Genomic DNA, 14,875 nt, shown 5'->3' on the forward strand with positions numbered 1-14,875 from the left:
GACATGACCGACATGCTCCGCGCCCCCGCCGAGGTCAAGTATGCCGATGAGCTCGACTGGCTCGAGTCGATCGACGACGGGCCGAAGCCGTTCTCGTGGCGGTTGAGCCCCAAGATGGTCCGCCTGTTCGTGCTCGGTTCGGAGCGCGCGGACGGCCTCGACCGTGAGGTGTCGCAGAAGTGGTTCGGCGACCGCAGCTTCGTCGAGCGCAGCATCGTGACGCTCGCGTCCGACCGCGGCCTGCTGCTCATCGGCGACCCCGGCACCGGCAAGAGCTGGCTCGCCGAGCTCCTCGCGGCGGCCATCTCCCGCAACTCGACGCTCGTCGTGCAGGGCACCGCCGGCACGACCGAGGACCACATCAAGTACTCGTGGAACGTCTCGATGGTCATCGCCAAGGGCCAGTCCCGCGCCTCGATGATCCCGTCGCCGATCATGACGGCGATGGAGCGGGGCGTCATCGGCCGGTTCGAGGAGCTGACCCGCTCCACCAGTGACGTGCAGGACGCGCTGATCTCGATCCTGTCCGAGAAGTACGTGTCGATCCCCGAGCTCGACGACGACAACATCGTGTTCGCGCAGCCCGGCTTCTCGATCATCGCGACCGCGAACAGCCGGGACCGCGGGGTCAACGACCTGTCGTCGGCCCTCAAGCGCCGGTTCAACTTCGTGCGCATCCCCGTCGTGACCAACAAGCGCAGCGAGGCGGAGATCGTCCGGTTCCGCACCACGGAGCTGCTGCGCCGGCACCAGATCGAGCTCGACGTGCCGCCCAACCTGCTCGACATCCTGCTGCAGAGCTTCGCCGACCTCCGTACCGCGGCGGCATCGGCGACCAGTGACGACGAGAAGCTCGAGTCGGCGCTGTCGACCGCCGAGCAGATCGGCGTGCTGGAGGACGCGATCCTGCACAGCACGTTCTTCGGCGACCGGACCCTGCGGGCGCAGACCCTCGCCGGTTCGCTCGTCGGGTCGCTCGCCCGCCGCACCCCCGAGGACCTCGCGATCCTCAACAAGTACTGGCACGGCGTCGTCGAGCCGCGCAGCAAGCAGGACGGCGGGGACTGGCCGGCCTTCCTCGAAGGCGGCCGCGAGGCGATCGCCACCTTGTCATGAGCGAGCCGTTCGGGGCCTTGCGGCAGCAGCTGGTCGAGGCGGCGACGGCGTTCGCCGGCTCGCCCGGCGCCGTGCCCGGGATCCTCTCCGGGATCGTGGACGACGTCGACCGGGCGCTGCGCGAGGAGCTGGAGATCTTCCCGGTCTGCCACCACTCGCCGGCGTCCGCCCTCGCCATGGTCCGCAGGCTGCGCGAGAAGCAGCCCAAGGTGATCTACCTGGAGCTGTGCGAGGACCTGGCACCGCTGCTGACGGAGCTGCGCAACTGCCGGCTGCCGGTGGCGTTGCAGGCGTTCGCGTCGGAGCTGGACACGTTCCCGAAGGACTGGGGGCCGCTCAGCGTCATCGCGCCGATCACGGAAGCGTCCGCCGAATACCAGGCGATCGCGTACGCGCTGGAGACCCCCGGCGTCGAGCTGGTGCTGGTCGACCGCTCCACCGACCATGTCTTCCAGTGGCAGCCGCGTACGTCCGGCGCTTCCGGCGAAGAAACCCCGGCCGACGCCGAGCCGTCCGGCGCCGGGTCGGGTGTCGCGCCGTCCGAGGCCGACGCGTCGGACGCCGAGGACGCCGGCGCGCTGCACGGCGACGCGGTCGGCATCGAGATCGGCGACCTGCGGCCGCGCTTCGCCGAGCTGGAGACGCACTTGCTGCACCACGGCAAGGTGCGGCACTGGTCGGAGTGGTGGGACCAGTACGTCGAGCAGCCGCTCGTCGACGCCGACTACGCGACGTACCGGCAGGTCATGGTGCTGATCGGCAGCCTCTTCCGGCGGCTGGCGCCCAGCGACACCGAGCGGGTCACGGTCGACGAGGACCGCGAGCGCTACATGTGGACCCGCATGCGCGAGCACCTCGCCACCTCCGGCGTCGACCGGGCCGACTGCCTGTACGTGTGCGGCGCCTTCCACGCCGCCAGCCGGGTCGAGCAGTTCGGCACCGGACCGGACGCGGCGCCGTTCGAGATCAGCCCACGCACCGCGACGAAGTGGCTGTACGGGCTGATCCCGTCCAGCCACTCGGCGATCGAAGGCCAGTTCGGGCTCGCCTCCGGCTCGGTGTCGATCGCGGCGGCGACCTGGGCCAAGGCGGTCAGCCGGTCGAAGCTCGCCACGTTTCAGCTCGAGGGGCAGCGCGGCGGCAAGAAGAAGCCCGCCCGCCCGGCCGCCGCGCCGGTCGAGACGGCTCCCGTCGCCGACCAGCTGACCCAGTTCCTGGCCAGCCCGCCCGACCTGCACGGGTTCGACGAGGAGGAGCTGCTCGGCTGGTCCGTCGACATCGTCCGGCTGGCCCGGCGCAACGGGTACCTCGCCAGCACCGCCGACGCGATCGCCGTCTTCGAGACGTCGATCCTGCTCGCCGGCATGCGCAACCGGGCGCGGCCCACGCCGTACGACTTCCAGGACGCGGCCGTCACCTGCATCGAGAAGGACGTGGTCCCGGGCCGCCGGGACGTGCGGCGGCTCTGCGAGATCCTGCTCGGCGGCGACCGCGTCGGCCAGGTCGGCTACGAGGCCCTGCCGCCACTGGCTCGCGACGTCTACGACCGGCTCGCCCCGATCGGCCTCGACCTGCGCAAGAGCACGGTGCAGCGGGCGCTGCTCGACCTCAACGGGCAGCCCGAGCTGGTTCCCTGCTCCCATCTGCTGTGGATGCTGCGGTACCTGCTGCCCGGCGGCGCCGTCCGGCCGATCATGGGCTCGCGGCGGCTCGGCGAGCGGTCGGTCCAGGAGAGCTGGGACCTCTCGATCGGCAAGCATCAGCGGTACATCATCGAGCTCGGCTATGAGGGCGTCACCGTCGAGCAGGTCGTGGAGCGCAGGCTCCGCCGGTCCGTGTACGCGCCCGACGCGACCGCCGCCGTCGCCCTGCGCGCCGTCGAGGACTCGATCCTGTTCCTCGGCAGCCGCAGGTTCACCGACGAGCTCGGCGCGCGGGCTGTCGAGCTGCTCTCCGCCGAGCGCACCGTCGACGACGCCCCCGACGTCCTGCGGCGCATCCGCCGGCTGCTGGCGCACTACCGGTCGACCGAGCCGGAGCTGCCGTCGTGGTGCGCGTCGTTCGTCACCACCGGCTACGCGCACTACTGCACGCTCCTGCCGACCGCGTTCGTCGACGACGAGACCGGGGTCCGGCAGGTCGGCGCGATGCTCGGCTTCCTCTTCACCATGGAGGGCCTGGCGCTGTCGCTCGGCTGCGACCGGGCCCAGCTGGAGCTCGCCGTCCGGCAGTCGCACCCCGAGTCACCGGCGAAGGTCGCGCTGCTCTGGGCCGCGCAGCACCAGCTCGGCCTGCTGCCCCTGGCGGACCTGCGGGCCCGCTGCGCCGACCTGCTGGGCAACCCGCTCGTGGTGCCGACGTTCCCGCAGTACCTGAGCGGGTTCGTCCAGGCGCTGGAGCCGGTGCCGAAGCTGGCCGCGTTCGTGGTCGAGGTGATGTCGGACGCGTTCGCCCACCTGCCCGACCCGGTCCTGCTGCCGTGGCTCCCGACGCTCATCACCACGCTGCGCGACCAGGCGGGCGAGCTCGTGCCCGTCCTGATCCGCGAGGCCGGCCGGACGTTCCCCGGCACCCTGCCCGCCGTCGACGCCTGGGCCCCGCCCTGGACCGTCGCCGCGCCCGCCCCGGGTGCCGCGGCCCACGGCGGCGGCGCCATCGGCGGCCTCGGTGACCTCGCCGGAGGCGGCGACGGGTTCGGGCCCGGGTCGGAGCGGTGGGACGCGGCCGTGCCGGTCATGCGGCTGCTCGCCGGGCACCCTTCCTCGGCTGACGGGATCGCCGGCCTGCTCGGTGTCCCGGGCGACGGCGGCGCGAGCCCCGGCTGGTCGGACCTCGAACTGCTCGCGGCGTCCGCCGCCCCGGGGCAGGCGTCCGCCGCGGGCTTGGCGGGTCCGGGACCGTCCGCCGTGCGGGCGCTGCTCGCCGACCACCCAGCGACGGGGGAAGCCCTGGAGGCGCTCTTGGCGGTGGGGTGACCGGTCGGGGCTATGCGATCTCGAGGTAGCGGCGGGCGGCGGTGAGGCCGCCGGTCGGGCGATGCGGCCTTGAGGTCGCGGTGGTGAGGTGGCCGGTGGCGTGGGTGTGCCGGTCGGGCTACGCGATCTCGAGGTAGCGGCGGGCGGCGGTGAGGCGGCCGGTGGCGAGGTCGGCTTCGGGGAGCCAGAAGGAGACGTTGACGACCTCGCCCCAGGCGGTGCCCGGCTCGGCCTCCAGCTGGAGGAGCGGGCGCAGGCCCGGCAGGTGCAGGAACGCGTCCCGCTGCCAGCCGAGCACCTGGTGGCGGGGCGGCCGGCCGGCGGTGTCCTCGGCGTGTTCGCGGGCGGTCATCGCGGCGACCGGGTCGAGGGCGAAGACGTGGGCGAGGGCGGGCGCGTCGTACGGCGGGACGGACCCCACCCGGTCCGCCGCCAGGCACAGCGGCGGGACGACCCAGGTCCCCGACGGTGCGGGGCGCGGGGGCAGCCCGGCCGGGACGTGCAGGACCCGGCAGCCGTCGTCGAGGGCGTCGCCGAACTGGCCCTCCGCGGCGGTGGACGACCCGTCGCGGAGGAGCGGCCGAAGGTCCTCGAACCGGTCAGCGGTGGAGCGCTCCTCGCCGGGGAGCGGCCGCGCGTCAACGAACCGGTCGGCGGAGGGCTCGTCGCGGGAGGACGGCGGCGGGTTCTTGAACCGGTAAGCGGTGGAGGGCTGCGCGTCCCCGGACCGGCCGGCGGCGGACGACTCGTCTCGGAAGAACCGCTGCGGGCCGGTGGCGGAATCGTTGCGGGGGAACGGCTGCCCGTCCCCGAACCGGTCGGCCATGGAGGAGTCCCTGAACCGGTCGGCGGTGGAGGAGCTCCCGAATCGGGCGGCAGCTGGGGGCTCGGCGTGGAAGAAGAGCAGCTCGCCGGTGCGGGGGAGGGTCCAGGTGTCCGGGAGCACGGCGGCGAGGTCGGCGCAGTCGAGGCGGGCGAGCAGGACCATGGGGGTGCCGTGGTGGGTGGGCCAGTCGGTCCCGTGGGGCAGGCCGGGCAGGCCCCCGTAGCGGTGGGATCGGGTCGCGGCGGCTTCTGGGATCACCGTGAGGGCAGCCGCCGGCTCGATCAGGGACTCGAACAGGTGCATGCGGTGAACCTCGCGGGCGGGGAGGTGCGGAGCGGACAAGCGGCGCGGCAGGTGGCGCAGCGCCGGGAAGCGGAACTGGCACCGGGACTTTAGCGTGGATGTATGGACTCCTCGGCCATCGTCATCGGTGGTGTCGCCTGTTTCGGGGTGGCGATCGTGCTGATCGTCGTCACGGCGGTGGTGTCGGCGCGGCGGGAGCGGGAGCGGGTCGAGGCGCTGCGGGTGTGGGCGAAGCGGCACGGTTGGCAGGTCGTGGTGAGGCCGCAGGTCGACTGGGGACGGCGGATGCCGGGGCGGAACCGGCGGGGCGTGTCGCTCGCGCTGTTCGGGACGGTGGGCGGGCGCCCGGTGAGCATCGCCGACTATTCGTACACGACCTCGTCGACCTCGACGGATGCCAACGGGACGACGCACACCACGACGACCACGCACCATCATGTCGCGGTGGTGGTGCGGCTGCGGATGCCGCGGCCGACGGTGGCCGTGCACAAGCGGGGCGGCGGGTCGAAGCTGTGGCGGTCGCTGTTCGGGGACAAGGCGACGGCGATCGGGTATGAGGCGTTCGACAGCGCGTACCGGGTGAACGCGAGCGACCCGAGCCTGGTCAGAGCGGTGATCGGCGGCCAGCTCGTGGCGGAGCACGTCGCCGGATGGCTGCCGGACTGGAGCGTCGAGGGCAACGAGCTGCTGACGTTCTTCCAGGGGCGGCTCGGCGCGCCGGACAACATCCCCGGGCAGGTCGCGCCGCTGCTGAGGGTCGCGGACCTGATCGAGACCCACGCCACGAGCTAGAGGGCGTCGTAGCGGGCCTGCGCGGCGGAGATCCCCGGCATCTCGGACTCCACGAGGTCGATCAGCTCCATGAGCTTCGTCGCGATCCGGCGGCCGGTGTCGGTGAGGCTGTACTCGACGCGGGGCGGGATCGTGCTCTGCACCGTGCGCAGGACCAGGCCGTCGCGCTCGAGGGCGTGGAGGGTCTGCGACAGCATCTTCTCGCTCACGCCGTCGACGCGGCGGCGCAGCTCGTTGAACCGGTGCGTGCCGCCCAGCAGCGCCGCCATCGACAGGATGCCCCAGCGGCCGGCGACCGTGTCCATGACGGGTCGCGACGTGCAGTTCCTGGCGAAGACGTCGAAGACCAGCTCCTCGTACGACATGAGACAACGGTAACTCAAGGTTTGCACTTTCCAGAAGTTAGTGCTTTCTTGGAGATAGCAAACAGGATGAGGGAGTTCTCATGACCATCACCGTCACCGGCGCCACCGGGCAGCTCGGCCGCCTGGTCGTCGACCAGCTCAGGCAGCGGGGCGTCGACGTGGTCGCCGCGGTTCGCGACACCACGAAGGCCAGCGGCAGGCACGCCGACTACGACAAGCCGGAGACGCTCGTGCCGGCGTTCGAGGGCACCGACCGGCTGCTGTTCATCTCCGGCAGCGACGCCGGCCGGCGGCTCGACCAGCACCGGGCCGTCGTCGACGCCGCCGTGAAGGCGGGTGTGGGCCACATCGTCTACACGAGCATCACCAGGGCCGACACGTCGGCGAACCCGCTCGCGCCCGAGCACAAGGCGACCGAGGAGCTCATCGTCGCGTCGGGGCTGCCGTACACCTTCCTGCGCAACAACTGGTACTTCGAGAACTACACGGCCGGCCTGGCCACCGCGCTGCAGCACGGCGTGATCCTCGGCGCCGCGGGCGAGGGCCGCGTCGCCGCCGCGACCCGCGAGGACTTCGCCGAGGGTGCTGTCGCGGTGCTCACCGGCGAGGGGCACGAGGGGAAGATCTACGAGACCGGCGGCGACGCCACCATGTCGCTCACCGACCTCGCCGCCGAGGTCACCGCGCAGTCCGGCACCAAGGTGGAGTACCGGGACCTGCCGGCCGACGACTACGCGCAGGCGCTGATCGGGTTCGGGCTGCCGGAGCAGTTCGCGCGGCTGCTGGCCGCGGCCGACGCGTCGATCGCCGCCGGTAGCCTCGACGTGCCCGGCGCCGACCTGTCGACGCTCATCGGCCGCCCCACCACGACCCTCGCCGACGCGGTGGCGGCGGCGCTGAAAAGTCTGAAGAGCTAGGGAACGCGTCGGCGCCCCCAGGCGTGTGTGTGCTGTGGGGACGCCAGTAATGACCGCGACAAGCAACGACTTCGAGTCGTTCTACCGGTTCGAAGCCGATCGGCTCTACCGCGCGCTCGCCGTCACCCTCGGCGATCCGCAGCTGGCCCGCGAGGCCGCGGATGAGGCGATGGCACGCGCCTACGCCCACTGGGGCCGGGTCCGTGACCACGACAACCCGGGTGGATGGGCGTTCCGCGTCGGACTCAACTGGGCCACCTCCTGGTGGCGCAAGGTCCGGCGGGAGCGCCCGTTGCCGTATCCGGACCCCGACGCGGGCGCCGTCGGCGGCGTGAAGGAGGGGCCCGACACGCATGCCGGCGCCCTCGCCGCGCTGCGGCGGCTGCCGCTGCCGCAGCGGGCCGTGATCGTCTGCCGGGTCCTGCTGGACCTGTCCACCGTGGAGACCGCCATCGTGCTCGGCGTCGCCGAGGGCACGGTCAAGAGCCGGATGGCGCGCGGCCTCGCCGAGCTGCGCCAGTCGCTGGGTGAGGAGCAGGGATGACGACCGGAGACATCACCGAGGTGATCCGCCGCGCCGCCGATGCGGTGCCCGCCGCGGGTTCGGATCTGGATGCTGTACTGCGAAGGCACCACCGCAACCGCCGGCGCAAGGCGACGTCCGCCGCGCTCGGGGCGGTCGCCGTGACGGCCGTAGCGGCTGTCACCGCAATCATCGCGTTAAATCCGGGCGGACCGGCCGTCGGGCCGGCAGCCCCAAGCCGAACAATCCAAGACCAAGACCAAGACCAAGGGCCGAGGCAGCGCCTGCCGCTCAACGCCGGCTGGGCGCTGGGGCCGGACAAGAACGGCGGCAAGGTCACGGTCCCGCAGGTGCGCGCGCTGTACGAGCTCGGCGCCGACAGGCGGCTGGACGGCACCCCCGTCCCCGAGATCGTCGACGACGTCCGGGCCTGGGTCCCGCTCGATGACGGCCGCTCCGTGGTCCTCGGCGGCAAGAACCTCAAGCCAGGCGTCAGCCGCGAGGACGGCCCCGACGTCAGCGACTTCGCGATCCGCCTGCTGGTGCTGGACGCCGGCGGGCAGGTCGGCCTGCAGCGGGAGGTGCGCGTCCAGGGCCAGGACGTCGAGCTCCTCGGCGCCACCGCGACGACCGCCTACCTGTACCGCACCCCCGGCCGGATCATGGCCCACGACCTCGCGACGGGTGCCGAGCACAGGCTCACGGGCCTCGAACCGGTGCCCTCCTGGGAGACGCACAGCCTGACGGTCCAGGGTGGCCTGCTCCTCGCGGCCCCGCATGCGTCATGCGGGCTGAGGGCCGTCGCGCTGGACACCGGAAAGCAGCTGTTCGTCGCATACCTGCCCTGCGCGGCGACGCGGGTCATGCGGCTCTCGCCCGACGGCCGCACCCTCGCGGTGGCGCTGAGCGACCCCGCGGGGGTCGTGACCCTGTTCAGAATCGACGTCGCGACCGGGAGGGTCGGCACGACGCCGGTCACGCGGGGCGAGAGGTCCGGCGTGCTCGGCGTGGGCTGGGCCGGCGGCACCGTCCGGGTGGTGTGGCTGCGCCTACCCGCGACCGGCGCGCACCCGCTGAGCGAGGAGCTCCGGATCACGGACGTCTAGTAGGAGGCGGCGAGCGTCGCGAGGCCCGCGCCGACCAGTGCCACCGCCCAGACGGTGTCCAGGTTGACGCGGGCCAGCCGGGAGAGCCGCAGCCCCACCGTCTGGTAGACCACGAGTGCGATCGCGCCGGCGACGGTGACCATGGCGGCGGTGTGCACGCCGGTGGCCAGGAAGCCCGCCCACAGCGGATCACCGAGAGCCGAGGCGGCGTGGGTGTGCCCGAGACCCGGCGGCGGGTCGGCGACCAGCACGGGCACGAGCATCAGGCCGGCGCCGTGCACGCTCGACATCAGAAACGACCACCCGGCCAGCTGCGCGGCGGACAGGTGCAGGCCCGGCGGGCCGACATGCCGGCGCGACACCGCCCGCCACAGCCCGAAGCCGACGAGCACGAGGCCGCCGCCGATCGCCACGACCCGTGTCGCGACCACCGACTGCAGGGCGCTGACCAGGCCGGCGACCACGAAGATCGAGGCGGCGTGCCCGGCCGCGATCGGCGCGAGGGCCCGGAGCACCGCGGCCCGGCTGCGCTCCTGCACCCCGTTGGCGACCGCCAGCAGCCAGCCCATGCCGGGGTTGAGGCCGTGGAAGGCCCCCATCGCCGCGAGCAGCGCGATCACCGGCACGACCCCGGAGCCTAGCGCGCGTGTCATCCGGCCGGTGGACACCGGCCGGGTGGGCTTTCCGGTGACGCCTCATGCCGCCGGGGGTGGGGTCGATGGCACGCACGTCGCGGTCACCGACCCTCGAGGAGCACGGATGCACCCTGGAGCACGCACCATCTTCGGCCTGCTGATGGCGGCGGGCGGCACCCTTGTGGCGGTGAACCCGGCGGCGGCCGCGGCGGTCACCCCGGCCGCGCTGCCGCACAAGGTCGGCGGGTTCACCGAGCCGACCACCCGGGTCAACGCGAAGTCGCAGCCCGGCGTGTACGGGACGCTGCCGGACAGCGCGAGCGTGAAGGCCGACCTGCCGGCAGTCGGCGACCAGGGCCAGATCGGCTCGTGCGTCGCCTGGACCATCGCCCACTCGATCATGGGCTACTACGCGAAGCGCGACGGCGGGACCGGCGCCCCGTACGCGCCGCTGTACCTCTACATGCGGTCGGTGCAGAAGGGCGGCGCGCCGAACGCGGGCCTGTCGCCGGAGAAGGCGCTGACCGAGGCCGCCGTCAACGGCGTCGACACCCAGGACGACTACCTGCAGGGCACCACCAACTACACGATCCCGCCGACCGCCGCGGAGATCGCGAACGCCAAGAACTACAAGGTCTCCAGCTGGAAGACCCTGTGGACCGGCTCGGGCCAGGGCACCGCCGGGCAGGTCGCGGTGGAGACCGCGATCGCCGCCGGCTCGCCGGTCGCGATCGGCATGCCGGTCTTCAAGGACTTCATGTACCTGACCGGCGGCGCGCTCTACCAGACGACCAGCGGCACGAATCTCGGCGGGCACATGGTCACCGCGTACGCGTACGACGCCGAGGGTGTGTGGATCCGCAACCAGTGGGGCACCGCGTGGGGCGCCTCCGGCGACGCGCACCTCGCCTGGGCGTTCGTCAACACCAACGTGCAGGCCGCGTACACCATCTCCGGCGTGACCACCCCGTCGAAGGTCACCGTGCCCCGGCCGTCGGTGTCGACGCTGTCGCAGGTCCGCGGGCCGATCACCGGCGGCACCGAGGTCACCATCACCGGCGGCAACCTGGCCACCGCCACGACGGTGAAGTTCGGCGAGACCGCGGCCCAGTTCCGCAAGGTCGAGACGAACGGCGTCATCAGCCTGGTAGCCACGTCGCCCGCGCACGCCAAGGGTGCCGTCGACGTGACCGTCGTCAACGTCGCCGGGGCCAGCACGCTGAACTCGCAGGCGCGCTTCCTGTACCAGCCGCCGCTGCCCGTCGTGACGAGCCTCAGCGCCGCGAGCGCGTCCGTCGTCGGCGGTGACGTCCTCACGGTCACCGGCGCCAGCTTCGACGGCGCGACCGCGGTGCGCATCGGCGCCAACCCCGCCGCCAAGGTGAAGGTGCTGTCGCCGACGACGATCACCTTCACCGTGCCCGCGAAGCTCGTCCCCGGCATCTACGACGTGACGGTCGTGACCCCGTCCGGCATCAGCGCCACGGTCGCCGCCGACAAGCTCGCGATCGTCAACCCGCCCGCGCCGACCATCGTCTCGCTGAGCGTGACCAGCGGCCCGACCTACCTGCCCACCCCGGTGGTCGTCACCGGCACCAACCTCGGCGGCGTCACCGGGGTCAGCGTCGGCGGGGTGGCCGCCCTGTACCAGCGGGTCTCCGACACGCAGCTGAAGGTCACGATGCCGGTCCACGCGGCGGGCCAGGCGACCGTGCGGGTGACCACCGTCGGCGGCACCGTCGAGGGCGTCTCGGCGCCGTTCACCTACGTCGCGCCGCCCGCGCCGGTCGTGTCCGCGGTGGCCCCGGCGACCGGCGGCACCAGGACATGGACGACCGTCGAGGTCTCCGGCAGCAACTTCGTGGCCGTCGACAAGGTCACCTCCAACGGCGTCGCGGTCTCGTTCGTCAGGCTCTCCGACACCAGGCTCAAGGTGTACCTGCCGCCGCGCCCCGCGGGCCCGGTCCAGCTCCAGGTCATCACGAAGGGTGGCACCAGCGCTGCTGCCACGACGTCGACCTTCACCTACAAGGTCTGACGTACCCGCAGGAAAAAGGCCGTCCCGCACCCGGGCAACCGGGGGCGGGACGGCTTTGCCCATTCCGAAGGTTGCATCCCGGTGCTGTCGAGATGAGTACATTTCCTCACCCGGATGAATCGTTTGATGGGGCATCGCCTCACCCGATCGACCGCTACCCTTTGCCGGACTTCGATCCTTGCTGGGGGTGAACCCGGGTGCGACGAATCCTTTTCGCGGTGGCCGCCGCCGGTGCGATCAGTGCACTGGGCGCCTGCACGGCATCTGGCCCGGAGGAGGTGCGCACTCCCGGACTCGCCGACCGGGGCCTCACGATGACCACAGTGAAGCCGACCCGGCAGGACCTGACCAACAAGGTGAGCCTGACCGGCAAGGTGCAGCTGAGCCCGACGTTCGGCCTGGTCGCCCCGATCGACGGCGAGATCCGCTACCTCGACGTGAAGGCGTCGACGAGCACGCCGACGAAGCCCACCAAGGTCGCCAACATCTGGGCCGGCGGCAAGGCCACCCCCATCGAGGTGCCGGCCGGCGCCGTCTTCAGCGGCCGCCTCGTCGACGACCGGTCCAAGGTGACCGCCGGGATGCCGGTGGTCTCGGCGAAACAGGCCGGCTACGGCGTGGTCGCGGACATCGAGGGCGCCCAGGCGTACCAGATCTCCGACCAGCTCGAGTCGGTGCAGGCGCAGATCAAGAACGGCCCGGGTCCGTTCCCCTGCACGGTCCTCGGCACGCTCGCCGCCCTGCCCGCGGGCACGATCCCGGAGCCCGTCACGCCGACGCCCAACCCGTCGGCCGCGCCGGTGCCGCAGCCGAGGGTCACCGGCCAGCAGCAGCAGCCTTCCGAGCCCACGGGCATGCGGTTGGTCTGCGTGCCGCCGGCCGAGATCAAGGCGATCAACGGCGCCGCCGCCACGGTCGAGGTGATCACCGCCCGCGCCGCGAACGCGCTGGTCCTGCCGGTCGAGGCGGTCGCCGGCTCGCAGGGCAAGGGAAAGGTCGACGTCGTCAAGGCCGACCAGACGCGGGAGACCCGCGAGGTGACGCTCGGGCTCAGCGACGGCAAGGTCATCGAGATCAAGAGCGGCCTCACCGGCGACGAGACGGTCGCCGTGCCCGGGCCGAACCTGCCGGCCGCCAAGAACAACGGCGGGGAGCCGATGCCCGGGTTCAGCAAATGAGCCCGCTCATCGAGATGGTGGGCATCACCAAGACGCTGAAGGGCCAGCAGGAGCCCCGGGTGATCCTCGACGGCGTCGACCTGACCGTCGACCCCGGCGAGAGCGTCGCGATCCTCGGCCGGTCCGGGTCGGGCAAGAGCACCCTGCTGAGCCTCATCGGGCTCTTCGACCGGCCGGACGACGGGCACTACTTCATGGACGGCCGCGACCTGGCCCGCATCCCCGAGCGGAAGGCCGCCGCCCTGCGCAGCGCCCAGTTCGGCTTCGTCTTCCAGCGCTTCTTCCTGCTCAAGCACCTGACCGCCGCCCAGAACGTGGCGATGGCGCTGGTCAACGGGCAGGGCTGGCTGCCGCGCCGGCACCGCCGCGCCCGCGTGCTGGAGGCGCTCGACCTGGTCGGCATCGCGCACCTGGCGAAGCAGCGCCCGGCGAAGCTTTCCGGCGGTGAGCAGCAGCGGGTCGCGGTCGCCCGGGCCCTGGTGCGGCAGCCGAAGCTGCTGCTGGCGGACGAGCCGACCGGCGCGCTGGACACCGAGACCGGCAACCTCGTCATCGAGGTCATGCGCGCCGCCACCGACCGTGGCTGCGGGCTGATCCTCGTCACGCACGACCACGCCCACGCGGCCAAGATGCAGCGCGTGCTGACCCTCACCAACGGCGTGCTGACGGCACCGGACCAGAGCCCGACGGAAGTGCTGACGGCACCGGACCAGGGTCCGACGGAAGTGCTGACGGCACCGGGCTGGGGCGCGACGGAGGTGCCGGCATGATCCGGCTGTCGGGCCGGCTCCGGTCGGCGCTCATCATCGGCGGGCAGGGCATCAGGTCGCGCAAGCTGCGCACCTTCCTGTCCATGATCAGCCTGTTCCTGGGCGTCCTCGCCGTCGTCACCGTCCAGGCCGGCGCGGAGACGGCGAAGACCCTGCGCCTCGCCGACCTGGAGCTGCACGTCGGCAAGGACGGCACCCGGCAGATGTACATCCCGCCGATGCCCGACGCGATGGACGCCGCCCTCACCACCGTCACGGGCAAGCCCGGCGCCGTCGGCATGCTGGGCTACCAGGCGATCATCGGCGAGCCGGACGTGCTGCCGATCAACCAGGGCGCCGCGCCGTTCGACAACAACGAGGGCGGCTACTACGGCCCGGGCATGCCGATGAACTGCGACCCGATGACCGGCATGTGCCGCCCGATGGAGCCGGTCGCGCAGCCGCCCCGCGGGCAGGCGATCGAGGTCGTCCTGCAGGGCCTGACCGGCGACGTCCGGCAGTTCCGCCCGTTCCGCCCGGTCAGCGGCGACTGGCTCGACTTCGGCGGCGACCCCTCCTACTCGCCCCGCCTGGTGATCAACAAGGAGGCGGCGAAGGGCTTCACCCGCTACCAGATCCCGGCGGAGATGCGGGTCGAGGGCGCGACCGCCAACCCGACGCCCCGCATCATCGGCGTCGTCGACGACGGCAACCCCCAGCCGACCGCCTACGTGCGGGCCGACGAGATGCGCAACTGGATGCCGAAGCCGTCGGCCAACCAGATGTACGGCCCGGGCCTGCAGCTGCTGTTCGCCCCCGGTGCCGGGGAGACCGAGGCGCTGGTGATCCGCAAGCTCACCGGCCTCGGCGTACCGCAGGAGATGCTGCACGTGGAGACCGTCAACGCCCGGAAGGACATCGCGGGCGAGCTGGCGATCATCCGCTGGATCTTCCTCGGCATGGCCGCCCTGGTACTGCTCATCGGCGTCGCCGGCATCCTCAACGTCGGCCTGGCGACGGTGGGGGAGCGGGTCGAGGAGTTCGCGCTGCGCAGGGCCGTCGGCACGCCCCGTTCGCTGCTGGCCGGCATCGTCCTGGCGGAGACGCTGCTGACCGGCCTGCTGACCGCGGCCGCCGCGATCGGCCTGGCGGTGGTGGCGCTCGACGTGGGCGCCGGGCTGCTGGGCTCGCGGGTGCCGCAGCTGCAGGAGATGACGTTCCCGTGGCAGGCGGGGGTCGCCGGCGTCATCGCGGGCCTGGTGGCGGGCCTGCTCGGCGGCCTGATCCCGGCCATCCGCGCCGCGCGGATCCCGATCGCCACGGTCATGCGGGCATGAAGAGGGGGGCGCCCT

At 72.5% G+C, this 14,875-nt stretch carries 13 protein-coding genes; 10 read left to right on the forward strand and 3 right to left on the reverse strand.

The window, feature by feature from the left end:
• Positions 1-3 precede the first annotated feature (3 nt).
• Positions 4-1,116, forward strand: a complete 1,113-nt coding sequence (locus tag ABD332_RS08655) for an ATP-binding protein (RefSeq protein WP_344501264.1) — start codon at positions 4-6, stop codon at positions 1,114-1,116.
• Entirely contained in the window at positions 1,113-4,091 is a 2,979-nt protein-coding gene (locus ABD332_RS08660; protein ID WP_344501265.1) for a DUF5682 family protein, read from the forward strand. The genes ABD332_RS08655 and ABD332_RS08660 overlap by 4 nt, the downstream gene beginning before the upstream one ends.
• A 118-nt stretch (positions 4,092-4,209) precedes the next feature.
• Here ABD332_RS08660 and ABD332_RS08665 read toward each other — a convergent pair whose 3' ends face one another.
• The gene (locus tag ABD332_RS08665; RefSeq protein ID WP_344501266.1) at positions 4,210-5,220 is read right to left on the reverse strand and encodes a DUF1963 domain-containing protein; all 1,011 of its coding nucleotides are present in this window, start codon (positions 5,218-5,220) and stop codon (positions 4,210-4,212) included.
• A 102-nt stretch (positions 5,221-5,322) separates the two neighbouring features.
• Between ABD332_RS08665 and ABD332_RS08670 the strand changes: the two genes are divergently transcribed.
• The gene (locus ABD332_RS08670) at positions 5,323-6,012 is read left to right on the forward strand and encodes a hypothetical protein (RefSeq protein WP_344501267.1); all 690 of its coding nucleotides are present in this window, start codon (positions 5,323-5,325) and stop codon (positions 6,010-6,012) included.
• Here ABD332_RS08670 and ABD332_RS08675 read toward each other — a convergent pair.
• Positions 6,009-6,377 carry a winged helix-turn-helix transcriptional regulator gene (locus tag ABD332_RS08675; RefSeq protein ID WP_344501268.1) on the reverse strand — a complete coding sequence of 123 codons (369 nt, stop codon included), beginning with the start codon at positions 6,375-6,377 and terminating at the stop codon, positions 6,009-6,011. The genes ABD332_RS08670 and ABD332_RS08675 overlap by 4 nt on opposite strands.
• Positions 6,378-6,457: 80 nt before the next feature.
• Here ABD332_RS08675 and ABD332_RS08680 point away from each other — a divergent pair, with 80 nt between their 5' ends.
• Genes ABD332_RS08680 through ABD332_RS08690 form a run of 3 tightly spaced genes read left to right on the forward strand, consistent with a single transcriptional unit; the run spans position 6,458 to position 8,923 of the window.
• Positions 6,458-7,294 (forward strand): SDR family oxidoreductase, encoded by an 837-nt coding sequence (locus ABD332_RS08680; protein ID WP_344501269.1) that lies wholly within the window; start codon positions 6,458-6,460, stop codon positions 7,292-7,294.
• 49 nt (positions 7,295-7,343) lie between these two features.
• Positions 7,344-7,838 carry a SigE family RNA polymerase sigma factor gene (locus ABD332_RS08685; RefSeq protein ID WP_344501270.1) on the forward strand — a complete coding sequence of 165 codons (495 nt, stop codon included), beginning with the start codon at positions 7,344-7,346 and terminating at the stop codon, positions 7,836-7,838.
• Positions 7,835-8,923 carry a hypothetical protein gene (locus ABD332_RS08690; RefSeq protein ID WP_344501271.1) on the forward strand — a complete coding sequence of 363 codons (1,089 nt, stop codon included), beginning with the start codon at positions 7,835-7,837 and terminating at the stop codon, positions 8,921-8,923. The genes ABD332_RS08685 and ABD332_RS08690 overlap by 4 nt, the downstream gene beginning before the upstream one ends.
• Here ABD332_RS08690 and ABD332_RS08695 read toward each other — a convergent pair.
• The gene (locus ABD332_RS08695; RefSeq protein ID WP_344501272.1) at positions 8,920-9,576 is read right to left on the reverse strand and encodes a hypothetical protein; all 657 of its coding nucleotides are present in this window, start codon (positions 9,574-9,576) and stop codon (positions 8,920-8,922) included. The two genes, ABD332_RS08690 and ABD332_RS08695, sit on opposite strands and share 4 nt — an antisense overlap.
• A gap of 106 nt (positions 9,577-9,682) precedes the next feature.
• On the opposite strand from ABD332_RS08695, the gene ABD332_RS08700 reads away from it, so the two are divergent.
• The 4 genes from ABD332_RS08700 (at position 9,683) to ABD332_RS08715 (ending at position 14,860) form a co-directional block, all read left to right on the forward strand.
• Entirely contained in the window at positions 9,683-11,596 is a 1,914-nt protein-coding gene (locus ABD332_RS08700) for an IPT/TIG domain-containing protein (protein WP_344501273.1), read from the forward strand.
• Positions 11,597-11,793: 197 nt separating this feature from the next.
• Entirely contained in the window at positions 11,794-12,774 is a 981-nt protein-coding gene (locus ABD332_RS08705) for a permuted SH3 domain-containing protein (protein ID WP_344501274.1), read from the forward strand.
• The gene (locus ABD332_RS08710; RefSeq protein ID WP_344501275.1) at positions 12,771-13,544 is read left to right on the forward strand and encodes an ABC transporter ATP-binding protein; all 774 of its coding nucleotides are present in this window, start codon (positions 12,771-12,773) and stop codon (positions 13,542-13,544) included. The genes ABD332_RS08705 and ABD332_RS08710 overlap by 4 nt, the downstream gene beginning before the upstream one ends.
• Positions 13,541-14,860 (forward strand): ABC transporter permease, encoded by a 1,320-nt coding sequence (locus ABD332_RS08715; protein WP_344501276.1) that lies wholly within the window; start codon positions 13,541-13,543, stop codon positions 14,858-14,860. Before ABD332_RS08710 ends, ABD332_RS08715 begins: the two co-directional genes overlap by 4 nt.
• Positions 14,861-14,875: the final 15 nt, after the last annotated feature.

Origin of the sequence: Dactylosporangium maewongense, from assembly GCF_039531485.1 — a bacterium.
GTDB lineage: Bacteria > Actinomycetota > Actinomycetes > Mycobacteriales > Micromonosporaceae > Dactylosporangium > Dactylosporangium maewongense.